This window comes from Saccharopolyspora hordei (assembly GCF_013410345.1).
In the GTDB taxonomy this organism is placed as follows: Bacteria; Actinomycetota; Actinomycetes; order Mycobacteriales; family Pseudonocardiaceae; genus Saccharopolyspora; species Saccharopolyspora hordei.
Genome location: NZ_JACCFJ010000001.1, coordinates 1686902 through 1699461 on the forward strand (window position 1 = coordinate 1686902; position 12560 = coordinate 1699461).

At 71.0% G+C, this 12560-nt stretch carries 11 protein-coding genes and 1 tRNA gene; 9 read left to right on the forward strand and 3 right to left on the reverse strand.

Annotation, left to right across the window (positions count from 1 at the left end; all coding sequences use genetic code 11):
• The first annotated feature begins 42 nt into the window (after positions 1–42).
• The 3 genes from HNR68_RS26695 (at position 43) to HNR68_RS07955 (ending at position 2882) form a co-directional block, all read left to right on the forward strand.
• A complete protein-coding gene (locus HNR68_RS26695) occupies positions 43–402 on the forward strand; it encodes a hypothetical protein (RefSeq protein WP_179716365.1) in 360 nt (119 codons plus the stop codon).
• A gap of 513 nt (positions 403–915) precedes the next feature.
• Positions 916–1317: a DUF485 domain-containing protein gene (locus tag HNR68_RS07950; protein WP_179719094.1), complete on the forward strand. Its 402-nt coding sequence runs from the start codon at positions 916–918 to the stop codon at positions 1315–1317.
• Positions 1314–2882 (forward strand): solute symporter family protein, encoded by a 1569-nt coding sequence (locus tag HNR68_RS07955; protein ID WP_179719096.1) that lies wholly within the window; start codon positions 1314–1316, stop codon positions 2880–2882. Before HNR68_RS07950 ends, HNR68_RS07955 begins: the two co-directional genes overlap by 4 nt.
• A 325-nt stretch (positions 2883–3207) precedes the next feature.
• Here the strand turns inward: HNR68_RS07955 and HNR68_RS07960 are convergent.
• Positions 3208–3280, reverse strand: a tRNA-Arg gene (locus HNR68_RS07960).
• 199 nt (positions 3281–3479) lie between these two features.
• On the opposite strand from HNR68_RS07960, the gene HNR68_RS07965 reads away from it, so the two are divergent.
• Positions 3480–4397 (forward strand): cation diffusion facilitator family transporter, encoded by a 918-nt coding sequence (locus HNR68_RS07965; RefSeq protein ID WP_179719098.1) that lies wholly within the window; start codon positions 3480–3482, stop codon positions 4395–4397.
• A 39-nt stretch (positions 4398–4436) separates the two neighbouring features.
• Here HNR68_RS07965 and HNR68_RS07970 read toward each other — a convergent pair whose 3' ends face one another.
• Both HNR68_RS07970 and HNR68_RS07975 read right to left on the reverse strand, forming a co-directional pair.
• The gene (locus HNR68_RS07970; protein ID WP_179724764.1) at positions 4437–5024 is read right to left on the reverse strand and encodes a DUF305 domain-containing protein; all 588 of its coding nucleotides are present in this window, start codon (positions 5022–5024) and stop codon (positions 4437–4439) included.
• A gap of 63 nt (positions 5025–5087) precedes the next feature.
• The gene (locus tag HNR68_RS07975; RefSeq protein WP_179719100.1) at positions 5088–5873 is read right to left on the reverse strand and encodes a thioredoxin-like domain-containing protein; all 786 of its coding nucleotides are present in this window, start codon (positions 5871–5873) and stop codon (positions 5088–5090) included.
• Positions 5874–6085: 212 nt separating this feature from the next.
• Here HNR68_RS07975 and argS point away from each other — a divergent pair, with 212 nt between their 5' ends.
• From argS to thrB, 5 genes are all read left to right on the forward strand, one after another.
• A complete protein-coding gene (argS, locus tag HNR68_RS07980; RefSeq protein ID WP_179719102.1) occupies positions 6086–7747 on the forward strand; it encodes an arginine--tRNA ligase in 1662 nt (553 codons plus the stop codon).
• 63 nt (positions 7748–7810) lie between these two features.
• Positions 7811–9229, forward strand: a complete 1419-nt coding sequence (gene lysA / locus HNR68_RS07985) for a diaminopimelate decarboxylase (RefSeq protein ID WP_179719104.1) — start codon at positions 7811–7813, stop codon at positions 9227–9229.
• On the forward strand, positions 9230–10534 hold the full coding sequence (locus HNR68_RS07990) for a homoserine dehydrogenase (RefSeq protein ID WP_179719107.1): 1305 nt from the start codon (positions 9230–9232) through the stop codon (positions 10532–10534).
• Between the two features lie 5 nt (positions 10535–10539).
• The gene (thrC, locus tag HNR68_RS07995; RefSeq protein WP_179724766.1) at positions 10540–11628 is read left to right on the forward strand and encodes a threonine synthase; all 1089 of its coding nucleotides are present in this window, start codon (positions 10540–10542) and stop codon (positions 11626–11628) included.
• The gene (thrB, locus tag HNR68_RS08000; protein WP_179719109.1) at positions 11625–12542 is read left to right on the forward strand and encodes a homoserine kinase; all 918 of its coding nucleotides are present in this window, start codon (positions 11625–11627) and stop codon (positions 12540–12542) included. Before thrC ends, thrB begins: the two co-directional genes overlap by 4 nt.
• The last annotated feature ends 18 nt before the right edge of the window (positions 12543–12560 follow it).

The following is a 12560-nucleotide window of genomic DNA, read 5'->3' on the forward strand; positions in this document are numbered from 1 at the left end:
ATCTTGACCGGGAGCTTCCAGTCACGCCATCCGGTGAACCGTGTGGCGACCTTCGTGGTGGCGCGCGGCCACGTGGACGCCCGTGACACGGGTGTGGGCGTGTCCTCGAGTCCGCTGCTCACGACGCAGTCCTTTCCCGTGCTGCCGGTCGGTTCCGTCGACCGACTGCGCGTTCGTGGTGGTGGGCAGGCTGCACCGTCGGTGGGGGTGCGCGGCGGGTTTCGGTGGCTGGCGGCGCTGCCTGCGTTCGGGGTTCTCGCGGGTGGCCGTGCGGTCGTCGACGTCGGCGTCGTGGCAGCTCGCGAGGATGTCGGGGGCGATCGCGGCTGGCTGACGGACATTGTGCGCCGATCGTCGGTGGCAGAACAGTACCGCATTCGATCGATCTTCTTCCCTGGGTGAATTCAGTGCGCTGACCAGCGAATACGTCCAGAGCAAGATCAATCTGTGGGGAGTTCCGTCTGTTGTGGGCACTGATCGTGTTGGCTTCCCTGCTGCACTCCAGTGCTTGAGTCGCTCGATAGTGAGAAAGCTTCGAGAATTGCGGGCTCGTGTCGCTCTGGAACGTGCAAGGGGATGTGTGCCGTGCCGGAGAACCGGGCCTCGCCTGCGAGAACGGCGATCCGTGAGGAATGTTGTTGACGATCGATCAACGCGCGGGAGTGCGTTGGAACGAGGTTTCGGGCACTTTCCGTGACGGCAGGATTCATCAAACTGTGTGCTGTGCCGTCGCGAGGGGCTGTGGTCGCCGGATCCGTGGTTAGACTCCCGGGCTGGTTGGCATCGCGGACGGTCGCGGTCACCGAGCTCGGGTTCCGCGAATTCGACGGATCCCGAGCCGGTCGATGAACGTGGGGGTAGTTCAGCGAGTCGGTGGAAATCCATGCGCACGAGCAGATCCACTGGGAAGGACGAATGCCCAACGCACCCCACCTGTCGCCGGTGCCGCGCCCTCGGGCGGCGACCTTCGGACAGATCGACGAGTCCACCACCCGGTCCGCCGGGCCGCCCGACTACCTCGAGATCGCGCACCGCCCCGAGTTCGGCGAGCTGCGGTCTCGGTTGCGCCGTTTCGTCTTCCCGATGAGCGCGGTGTTCCTCGCCTGGTACCTCGGCTACGTCGTGCTGGCCGCCTACGCGCCGGAGTTCATGAGCGTCCGCGTGGTCGGTGAGGTCAACGTCGGGCTGCTGATGGGCGTCGGCCAGTTCGCCAGCACTGTCCTGATCACCGCCCTCTACCTGCGGTACGCCGCGCGGCACGTCGACCCGCGGGTGCGCGCGCTGCACCAGGACGTGACCGGGGAGGACCCGCGATGAGCGGCGCCGACCCGGTGCTCAACATGAGCATCTTCGGCGTGTTCGTGGTGCTCACGCTGTACCTGGTGTACCGCGTGAGCAGCGCCAGCACCGCCTCCGACTACTTCGCCGCGGGCGGCCGGTTCAGCGGCGCGCAGAACGGCATCGCGCTCGCCGGCGACTACCTGTCAGCCGCGTCGTTCCTCGGCATCGCCGGGGCCATCGCGGTCTACGGCTACGACGGCTTCCTCTACTCGATCGGCTTCCTCGTCGGCTGGTTGGTGAACCTGCTGCTGGTCGCCGAGCACCTGCGCAACACCGGTCGCTTCACCATGGGCGACGTACTGAGCTTCCGGATGCGGCAGCGTCCGGTGCGTGCCGCCGCAGCGGTGTCCACGCTGATGATCTCGTTCGTCTACATGATCGCCCAGATGGCGGGCGCGGGGAGCCTCGTCGCGCTGCTGCTGGACGTGCACAGCTCCAGCGGGCAGGCGCTGGTGATCGGCGCCGTCGGACTGCTCATGGTGGTCTACGTGCTGGTCGGTGGGATGAAGGGCACCACGTGGGTGCAGATCATCAAGGCCGGCATGCTGATCACCTGCGCGTTGCTCATCACCATGTTCCTGCTGGGCAAGTTCGGCTACAGCATGACCTCGCTCATGCAGCACGCGGCCGAGCGCAACCCGCTGGGAGAGCAGATCTTCTCGCCCGGAGCCAAGTACGGCGAGAGTGGACTCTCCAAGTTGGACTTCGTGTCGCTGTCGCTGGCGCTGGTGCTCGGTACGGCTGGGCTGCCGCACGTGCTGATGCGCTTCTACACGGTGCCGAACGCGTTGCAGGCGCGGCGCTCGGTGGTGTGGGCGACGGTGACGATGGCCGGTTTCTACCTGTGCACCCTGGTGATCGGCTTCGGTGCTGCGGCGCTCGCCGGCACGGACGCGATCCTCGGGGCACCGGGCGGGGAGAACTCCGCGGCGCCGCTGCTGGCCTACCGCATCGGCGGCACGGTGCTGCTCGGCATCGTCGCGGCGGTCGCGTTCGCCACGATCCTCGCCGTGGTGGCCGGGTTGACGCTCACCGCCTCCGCGTCCTTCGCCCACGACTTCTACGCCAACGTGGTGCGGCGCGGGGCGGCCGGCCCGGACTCGGAAGTGCGTGTCGCCCGGTGGACCGCACTGGTGATCGGTGCGACGTCGATCCTGGGCGGCATCCTGGTCAACGGCCAGAACATCGCCTTCCTGGTGGGCTTGGCGTTCGCCTTCGCCGCCTCGGCGAACCTGTCCACGCTGCTGTACTCGCTGTTCTGGCGGCGGTTCAACACCCGCGGCACGCTGTGGGGCATCTACGGCGGCCTGAGCTCCTGCCTGCTGCTGGTCGTCTTCTCGCCGGTGGTGTCGGGCTCACCCGACTCGATCCTGCCGCAGGTGGACTTCGCGTGGTTCCCGCTCACCAACCCGGGTGTGGTGTCGATCCCGTTCTCGTTCCTGTGCGGAGCCATCGGCACGCTGCTCGGCGGCCCCCGCAGCGACCCGCGGCGCACCGCGGAGATGGAGGTCCGCTCCCTGACCGGCATCGGCTCGATCTGACCCGCGGGTTGCGGGCGGTGGGTGACAGGAAGGTTCCCATCCCTCCGGTGAACGGTTCGAGCACCACGTCGTTGGGTTCCCGGCCCCGGTCATGACCGTGCTCCTCGACGACGCCGATGATCACGGCCTCCTGGCCTGGCGGCACCGCTTCGCCCCGGACATCTGGAACTGGGAGCTCCCCGAGGGGACCGACCCGACGCCTGACCCGTGTGCACGTGAATTGCACGTAGATCACGCCTGGCGGTGGCAGACGGTGGCAGGAAGACAGATCCGCCCCCGGAGGCATCGTGCCTGCTCGGGGGCGGATCTGACTGGTACCGCTATGCGCCCTCGGCAGGACTCGAACCTGCGACACCTGCCTCCGGAGGGCAGTGCTCTATCCGCTGAGCTACGAGGGCTTGTCGCTGCGGACGATCGCTAGCTTAGCGCACGTGCCGCGCCGCCTTCAGCGGGGGGTGTCGAACACGGCGCGCGGGGAAACCCGAGTGCGAGCATGGGAACCTCCCTGTCACCGCCCCTGGCTCGCGCGGGCCAGCTTGACACGTGAATTCATGCATACTTCACTATGTGTCCGGTACGGTAGTCGTAGGAGGGTTGATGGGGCAGGGCCACGGGCACGGTTCGGCAGCCGGTGCGGTCAGCGCATCCGGCCGCTACGTGCGACGGCTGGCCATCTCGTTCGCGATCCTGCTCGCGTTCCTGGTGCTCGAAGCCGTCGTCGGCTTCATGACGTCGTCGCTGGCACTGCTGTCCGACGCCGGCCACATGCTCACCGACGTGCTCGGGGTGGGCATGGCGCTGGCCGCGATCACCGCGGCGCGTCGGCCGGTGGGGGACAAGCGGACCTTCGGCCTCTACCGCATGGAGGTGCTGGCCGCCCTCGCCAACGCCGTGCTGCTGTTCGGCGTCGCCGCCTACATCCTCTACGAGTCGATCTCCCGGTTCCAGGAACCGCCGGAGGTCGCCGGACTGCCGATGATGCTCACCGCCGCTGCCGGGCTGGGCGCGAACCTCGCGGTGTTCGCGCTGCTCCGCCAGGGGGCCGGCGAGAGCCTCAACGTGCGCGGCGCCTACCTGGAGGTGCTCGCCGACACCGTCGGCTCGCTCGGGGTGCTGGTCGGCGGCCTGCTCACCTGGCTGTTCGGCTGGTACCTGGCCGACCCGATCGTGGCCCTCGGCGTCGGGCTGTTCGTGCTGCCGCGCACCTGGAAGCTCGCCCGCCAGGCGCTGCGCATCCTCGTCCAGCAGGCCCCGGAAGGCGTCGACGTGGCCGAGCTGCGCGCCGACCTGACCGCGCTGCCGTCGGTCACCGAGGTGCACGACCTGCACGTGTGGACGCTCACCTCCGGCATGGAGGTCGCCTCGGCCCACCTCACCACCGGGCCGGACGCCGACCACGGCGGGGTGCTGGTCGCCGCGCAGCGCCTGCTGTCCGAGCGGTACCGCATCGACCACGCGACCCTCCAGATCGAGCCCGCCGAGTGCGCCCAGCGCTGCCGGGCCCTGACCTGGTGATCTCAGGCGCGGGATGACAGGAAGGTTCCCATCCTCACGTCACAGCGGCGGGGCGCCGCGCTGGGCGAGCATGGAGCGCATGAGCTGGCTCTCGGTCCTCTGGGAGCCGAGCATGTTCTTCGCCAGCTCACGCACCGCGGGCACGGCCGCGTGGCGGGCGCCGTAGTCGGCCATCGGGGCGCCGCCCTCGTGGTGGCGCAGCATCAGCTGCAGGAAGTAGACGTCGAACTCCGGGCCGCGCAGCTCCTGCAGGCGCGCCATCTCGGCGCTGCTGGCCATGCCCGGCATCAGCCCGTCGCCTGAGGCGGGGGCGCCGTGCTGGTGGCCCTCCGCGCGCATCCACTCCATCGGTGGGCCGACGGCCTGCGCCGGCTCGTGCCACAGGCTCAGCCAGCCCTGCATGCGGCCGATCTGGTCCCGCTGGTTGGTCTCGATGTCGAAGGCCAGCTGGCGCACCGCGACGTCGTCGGCGCGTTCCCGGGCCAGTGTGGCCATGGTCACCGCCTGCTGGTGGTGCACGCTCATGTCCTGGGCGAACCCGACGTCGACCGGGGTCGGCCCGGGTTCGGCGCGGTCGAAGGACGGCACCCGGATGAGCAGCCCGAGCGCCGCCCCGAGCAGCAGCATGGCCAGGGCCGCCGCGACGGCGACGAAGATCCTGGCGCCCAGCGGTCGTCCGCTCGGCACGGCCTACTGCCCCATCTCTCCGGTGGCCTGCGACGCGCCGCGGCCGTCCATGGTGACCGCGTCCGGGCCGGGCGGGGTCGGGTCGAACTTCGGCGGGTTGTTCGTGTCGAACGCGCCCGGGTAGGCCTGGCAGGAGCCGCCGATCTCCGGGTAGACGCCGTTGTTGTTCAACCGCAGCGCGGTGATGAACTGGTCGATGCGCGGGTCGTCGGCACTGTCGACCTTGAGCTGGTGGCCCCAGGACTGCAGCGAGATCGGGCTGTCCAGGCCCGGGTACGGCGACATCATCGTGTAGGGCTTGCCCTCGGCGCGGACCTTGAGCCGCTGCACGCCGGACTCGTCCACCTTGTCCGGGTTGTAGGCGATCCACACCGCGCCGTGCTCCAGCGAGTGGACCATGTTCTCGGAGCGCACCGGCTCCGGGTAGACCACGCCGGTGCAGTCGGCCCAGATCCCGTCGTGCGGGCCGCCGAACGGCGGGCTCTGGTCGTAGGCCACCCGCTGCGTGGGGCTGACGTGCATCTGGCCCGGGTAGTCGATGACGGTGACGCCGGGGATCTTCTTCGACGGGTCGGGGTTCTCCGGCGACGGCTTGAACGGCTCGGAAGCCTTCTCCGCCTCGGCCTGCGCCTGGCGCATGTCGGCGGTCTCCGAGTACCTCATGTACGCGAAGCCGAAGACCACGCCAGCGAACACCACCACGACGGTGACGCCCGCGATCAGCACCCAGGGGATCTGCCGCTGGTGCACCACGGCGCCGCGCACCGCTCTGTTCTTCCTGTTCGCCATGCTGTTCGCAAACCTCGTCTCACGAGAACCACCGGGGGACCCGGCCCGCCAGTGTAGAGATTGCCGACGCTGCGAGAGGTCGTGCGACCAATGCTCGCCACCACACGTTCTCACACCGCTGTGACCACATGATCACACGGCGTGGTCTTGCCTGTTGGGAACAGGCCAACCCGTTGGCTGAGCAGCGCGGACGCTTCCTTAGACTGCATAGGGTGACTCCCGCCGCGCTCGCAGAACTGGTCCGCAACACCGCCGTCGAGGTGCTGTCCAGCAAGCAGCTGGACACCTCCGTGCTGCCCGAGGTGGTGACGGTCGAGCGACCCCGGAACCCGGAGCACGGTGACTACGCGACGAACCTCGCGATGCAGGTCGCCAAGAAGGCCGGGGTGGCTCCGCGCGACCTGGCGACCTGGCTGGCCGAGGCGCTGACCGGCAAGGACGGCATCGACTCGGCGGAGGTCGCCGGGCCGGGCTTCCTGAACCTGCGGCTCGCCGCGGACGCCCAGGGCCAGATCGTGCGCGAGGTCATCACCCGTGCCGGTGAGTACGGCCACGGTGACCGCTACGCCGGGCTCAAGGTCAACCTGGAGTTCGTCTCGGCCAACCCGACCGGCCCGATCCACCTGGGCGGTACCCGCTGGGCCGCGGTCGGTGACGCGCTGGGCCGGGTGCTGGCCGCGCAGGGCGCCGAGGTGACCCGCGAGTACTACTTCAACGACGCCGGCGCCCAGATCGACCGGTTCGTGCGGTCGCTGATCGCCGCGGCCAAGGGCGAGCCCACCCCGGAGGACGGCTACGGCGGTGACTACATCGCCGACATCGCCAGTGCGGTGGTCGAGGCCGAGCCCGGGGTGCTGGAGCAGCCGGCCGACGAGCAGCACGAGACGTTCCGCCGGATCGGCGTCGGGCTCATGTTCGACGAGATCAAGCAGAGCCTGCACGAGTTCGGCACCGACTTCGACGTGTTCTTCCACGAGGACTCGCTGCACACCTCCGGTGCGGTGACCAAGGCCGTGGAGGAGCTCAAGGAGTCCGGGCACGTGTACTTCTCCGACGGCGCCTGGTGGCTGCGTTCCACCGAGTTCGGTGACGACAAGGACCGGGTGCTGATCAAGAGCGACGGCGCCCCGGCCTACATCGCCGGCGACGTCGCCTACCTGCGCGACAAGCGCAACCGCGGCTTCGACCTGTGCATCTACATGCTCGGCGCCGACCACCACGGCTACATCGCGCGGCTGAAGGCCGCCGCGGCCGCCTTCGGGGACGACCCGGACGTGGTGGAGGTGCTCATCGGGCAGCTGGTGAACCTGGTGCGCGACGGCAAACCGGTGCGGATGAGCAAGCGCGCCGGCACCGTGGTCACCCTGGAGGACCTGGTGGAGGCGGTCGGCGTGGACGCCGCCCGCTACTCGCTGATCCGGTCGTCGGTGGACTCCGCGGTGGACATCGACCTCGACCTGATCAGCAAGCGCACCAACGAGAACCCGGTGTTCTACGTGCAGTACGCGCACGCCCGGCTGGCGTCGTTGCAGCGCAACGCGGCCTCGCTGGGCATCGAGCGGGGCTCGGTGGAGGACGCCGACCTGTCCCTGCTCACCCACGAACGCGAAGGCGACTTGATCCGCACCCTGGGTGAGTTCCCGCGCGTGGTGAAGTCGGCCGCCCAGTTGCGCGAACCGCACCGGGTGGCCCGCTACCTGGAGGACGTGGCCAGCGCCTACCACAAGTTCTACGACGCGTGCCGCGTGCTGCAGCCCGGCGACGACCAGGCCAGTCCGCTGACCATCGCCCGGCTGCAGCTGTGCGAGGCGACCCGGCAGGTCCTGGCCAACGGCCTGGCGCTGCTGGGTGTCAGCGCACCCGAGCAGATGTGACCACACGGCAGCTGCCGTCAACGACCCGCCTGTCCAGCGGCAGGCTGCGCGAAGGAGCTCTACATGCGCGCCCATCCCGCCGGGCCCCGGCATGCCGATGTCGTGCCGCCCGGCAACACCGCGGGACCGGTACCGGCCACCGCTGACGACCTCGACCACCTGCACCCGCAGGTGTGGCCGCGGAACAGCGAGCGCGGCCGCGACGGCGTCGTCCGGATCGCCGGCCTCGACGTGCGAGACCTGGCGGAGCGCTACGGCACCCCGCTGTTCGTGCTGGACGAGGACGACTTCCGGTCCCGCTGCCGCGACTACGCCGAGGCGTTCGGCGACCCCGCCGCGGTGCACTACGCCTCGAAGGCGTTCCTGTGCACGGAGGTCGCCCGCTGGGTGGCCGAGGAGGGCCTGAGCCTGGACGTGTGCAGCGGCGGCGAGCTGTTCGTGGCGCTGCGCGCCGGGTTCCCGGCCGAGCGGATCACCTTCCACGGCAACAACAAGTCCGTCGGCGAGCTGGCCGCGGCCGTGGAGGCCGGGGTCGGGTCGGTGGTGCTGGACTCGTTCCACGAGATCGCCCGGCTGGAGCAGATCGCCGCCGAGCGCGGCGTGCAGCAGCGGGTGCTGGTGCGCGTCACCGTCGGCGTGGAGGCGCACACCCACGAGTTCATCGCCACCGCGCACGAGGACCAGAAGTTCGGCTTCTCGCTGGCCGGTGGGCAGGCCGCCGAGGCCGTGCACCGCGTGGTGAAGGCGAGCTCGCTGGTGCTGGCGGGGCTGCACAGCCACATCGGTTCGCAGATCTTCGACGTGGACGGCTTCGAGCTGGCCGCGCACCGCGTGGTGCGGCTGCTGGCCGACCTCCGCGAGGAGCACGGGGCGGACGCCCTCGCCAGCGCGTCCACTGTGGACCTCGGTGGCGGGCTGGGCATCGCCTACACCGGTGATGACGACCCGCTGCCGCCGGACGAGCTGGCCTCCCGGCTGCGCGAGATCGTCAGCAAGGAGGCCGAGAACGCGGGCATCCCGGTGCCCGCGATCGCCGTCGAGCCCGGTCGCGCCATCGCCGGGCCCGGCATGGTCACCGTCTACGAGGTCGGCACCATCAAGGACGTCGCGCTGGGTGCCGACGTGCACCGCAAGTACGTGAGCGTGGACGGCGGCATGAGCGACAACATCCGCACCTCGCTCTACGACGCGGTCTACGACTGCCGGCTGGTGTCCCGCGGCGCCGAGGCTCCCGCTGCGCTGTCCCGCATCGTGGGCAAGCACTGTGAGTCCGGTGACGTAGTGGTGCGCGACTGCTGGCTCCCGGAGGACATTGCTCCGGGAGACCTGCTCGCGGTTGCCGCCACCGGTGCCTACTGCTACGTGATGGCCAGCAACTACAACCGCCTGCCCAAGCCGCCCGTGGTGGCGGTCCGCGACGGTCAGGCGCGGTTGCTGCTGCGCAGGGAGACCGAGGACGACCTGCTCCGGCTGGAGGTGTGAGTGAACCAGGACCGTGCACCGATCCGGGTCGCGCTGTTGGGGTGCGGCACCGTCGGTACCGAGGTGCTGCGCCTGCTGCACGACCAACCCGACGAGTTCGCTGCTCGGACGGGCGCGCCGATGCTGGTCACCGGGGTCGCGGTGCGTCGCCCGCACAAGCACCCCGAGGTGCCCCAGCACCTGCTCACCACCGACGCCCAGGCACTGGTGGAGGGTGACGTCGACGTCGTCGTGGAGCTGATCGGCGGCATCGAACCGGCCCGCTCCCTGCTGCTCACCGCGCTGCGCTCCGGCAAGTCGGTGGTGACCGCGAACAAGGCGCTGCTGGCCGAGCACGGCTCCGAGCTCTACGCCGCCGCGGACGCCTCCGGGGCCGACATCTACTTCGAGGCCGCGGTCGCCGGGGCCATCCCGCTGCTGCGGCCGCTGCGCGAGTCGCTGGCCGGGGACCGGATCAACCGGGTCATGGGGATCGTCAACGGCACCACGAACTACATCCTCTCCGCGATGGACTCCACCGGCGCCGGCTACGCCGAGACGCTGGACGAGGCCGGTCGCCTGGGCTACGCCGAGGCGGACCCGACCGCGGACGTGGACGGCTTCGACGCCGCCGCGAAGGCCGCCATCCTCGCGTCGCTGGCCTTCCACACCCGGGTCACCGCCAGCGACGTGCACCGCGAGGGCATCTCGGGGGTCACGCCGGGCGACATCGCCGCGGCGCGCACCCTGGACCGCACGGTGAAGCTGCTGGCGATCTGCGAGCGGGTGGTCGACGAGGACGGCACCGAGTCGGTGTCGGCCCGCGTGCACCCGGCGATGATCCCGCGCAGCCACCCGCTGGCCGGCGTCGGCGACGCCTTCAACGCGGTGTTCGTGGAGGCGGAGGCCGCCGGGCAGCTGATGTTCTACGGCCAGGGCGCCGGGGGAGCGCCCACGGCCAGCGCCGTGCTGGGCGACCTGGTGGCGGTCGCCCGCAACCTGGTCATGGCGGGCAAGGGGCCCCGGGAGTCGGCGCACGCGCAGCTGCCGATCCGCCCCATGGGCAAGACCCCCACCCGCTACCACATCAGCCTCGACGTGGCCGACAAGGCGGGCGTGCTCTCGCAGGTGGCGGCCACGTTCAACGAGCACGATGTGAGCATCTCGGTGGTGCGTCAGCAGGGGCGCGGCGAGGAGGCCAGCCTGGTGGTGGTCACCCACACCGCTCCCGACGCGGCACTGAGGTCCACAGTGGACAAGATCGCGCAGCTCCCGGTGGTGCGCGAGGTGGTCAGCGTGATGCGCGTGGAAGGTGAACCGTCTTGACGAACATCCAGCCGACGGCGGGCCTCGGTGCCCCGGCGCGGGCCGGCTGGCCCGGTCTGATCGAGGCCTACCGGGACCGCATCCAGGTCCCGGAGGGCGCGCGCATCGTGACCCTGCAGGAGGGCGGCACCCCGCTGGTGCCCGCGCAGCACCTGTCCGAGCTCACCGGCAGCACGGTCTACCTGAAGGTCGAGGGCGCCAACCCGACCGGCTCGTTCAAGGACCGCGGCATGACCGTGGCCATCACGCACGCGCTGGCCGAGGGCAGCCAGGCGGTCATCTGCGCCTCCACCGGCAACACCTCGGCTTCGGCCGCCGCCTACGCGGCCCGCGCCGGGCTGACCTCCGCGGTGCTGGTGCCGCAGGGCAAGATCGCGCTGGGCAAGCTCGCCCAGGCCGTGGTGCACGGGGCGAAGATCCTCCAGGTCCAGGGCAACTTCGACGACTGCCTGGAGCTGGCGCGCAAGACCGCCGCCGAGCACCCGGTGACCCTGGTCAACTCGGTCAACCCGGTGCGCCTGGAGGGGCAGAAGACCGCGGCGTTCGAGATCTGCGACGTGCTCGGCCGCGCCCCGGACGTGCACTGCCTGCCCGTCGGCAACGCGGGCAACATCACCGCCTACTGGAAGGGCTACACCGAGTACGCGCGTGACGGCGTCGTCGACAGCACGCCGCGGATGTTCGGCTTCCAGGCCGCCGGGGCCGCGCCGATGGTGCACGGCCAGCCGGTGGCGAACCCGGAGACCATCGCGACCGCGATCCGGGTCGGCAGCCCGGCCTCCTGGCGCGGTGCCGCCGCCGCCAAGGAGGAGTCCGGCGGGTTGTTCGCCGCGGTGACCGACGAGGAGATCCTGTCCGCCTACCGGCTGCTGGCCTCCCGCGAGGGCGTGTTCGTCGAGCCCGCCTCCGCCTCCAGCGTCGCCGGTCTGCTGGCCACCGCCGCCGACGGCCGGCTGCCCACCGGCTCGGTCGTGGTCTGCACCGTCACCGGGCACGGCCTGAAGGACCCGGACACCGCGCTGTCCGGCATGGTCGAGGTCGAGCCGCTGCCGGTCGACCCGGGCGCGGTCGCCACCGCGCTGGAACTGGCATGAGCGGCCTGCCGGTCACGGCCGTCCGGGTGACGGTCCCGGCGTCGACGGCGAACCTCGGCTCCGGGTTCGACGCCCTGGGCATGGCGTTGTCCTTGCACGACACCGTGTCCGTCCGGGTCGTCGACGGGCCCGCCGGTTCGGCGCGCGTCGACGTCCAGGGGCAGGGCGCCGGGGCGGTCCCCACCGACGAGCGCCACCTGGTGGTGCGGGTCGTGCACGCGGCCTTGGCGGAGCTGGGGTTCACCGCCCCCGCGCTGCGGCTGCACTGCGAGAACGACATCCCGCACTCGCGCGGCCTGGGGTCCTCGGCGGCGGCCATCGTCGCCGGGGTCGCCGCGGCGTTCGGGCTCGCCGGGATGGACCTGCGGGACGACAAGAACTTCGAGCTCGCGCTGCAGCTCGCCGCGGCGCGGGAGGGGCACGCGGACAACGCGGCGGCCAGCCTGCTCGGCGGTTTCGTGGTGGCCTGGCAGGAGTCCGGGCGGTTCCGCGCGGTCCGGATGCAGCCGCACCCGGACGTCTCGCCGGTCGCCCTCGTCCCCCGGGTGGAGTCGTCCACCGACGCCACCAGAGGCCTGCTCCCGGAGCGGGTCCCGCACACCGACGCCGCGTTCGCGGCCGGCCGTGCGGCGCTGGCCGTGCACGCCATGACACGCGCTCCGGAGCTGCTGCTGGCCGCCACCGACGACCGGCTGCACCAGGACTACCGGGAACCGGCGTGGCCGGAGTCCATCGCCCTGGTGCGGCAGCTGCGGCAGGCCGGTGTGCCCGCCGCCGTCTCCGGCGCGGGGCCGACGGTGCTGGCGCTGCCGCGGGGCGGGGAGCTGCCGCCCGGGGTCGTCGTCCCGGAGGGCTTCGAGCCGCTGTGCCTGCCGGTCGACGGCACCGGCGTGCGGGTCACGCCGCAGGGCTGACGCTGGAGCTGTGGTGGG

Coding starts and splice junctions, on each gene's coding strand:
- HNR68_RS07950 (WP_179719094.1), top strand. CDS start 916: ATGCCCAACGCACCCCACCTGTCGCCGGTGCCGCGCCCTCGGGCGGCG.
- HNR68_RS07955 (WP_179719096.1), top strand. CDS start 1,314: ATGAGCGGCGCCGACCCGGTGCTCAACATGAGCATCTTCGGCGTGTTC.
- HNR68_RS07965 (WP_179719098.1), top strand. CDS start 3,480: ATGGGGCAGGGCCACGGGCACGGTTCGGCAGCCGGTGCGGTCAGCGCA.
- HNR68_RS07970 (WP_179724764.1), bottom strand. CDS start 5,024: ATGCTGCTGCTCGGGGCGGCGCTCGGGCTGCTCATCCGGGTGCCGTCC.
- HNR68_RS07975 (WP_179719100.1), bottom strand. CDS start 5,873: ATGGCGAACAGGAAGAACAGAGCGGTGCGCGGCGCCGTGGTGCACCAG.
- lysA (WP_179719104.1), top strand. CDS start 7,811: ATGCGCGCCCATCCCGCCGGGCCCCGGCATGCCGATGTCGTGCCGCCC.
- thrB (WP_179719109.1), top strand. CDS start 11,625: ATGAGCGGCCTGCCGGTCACGGCCGTCCGGGTGACGGTCCCGGCGTCG.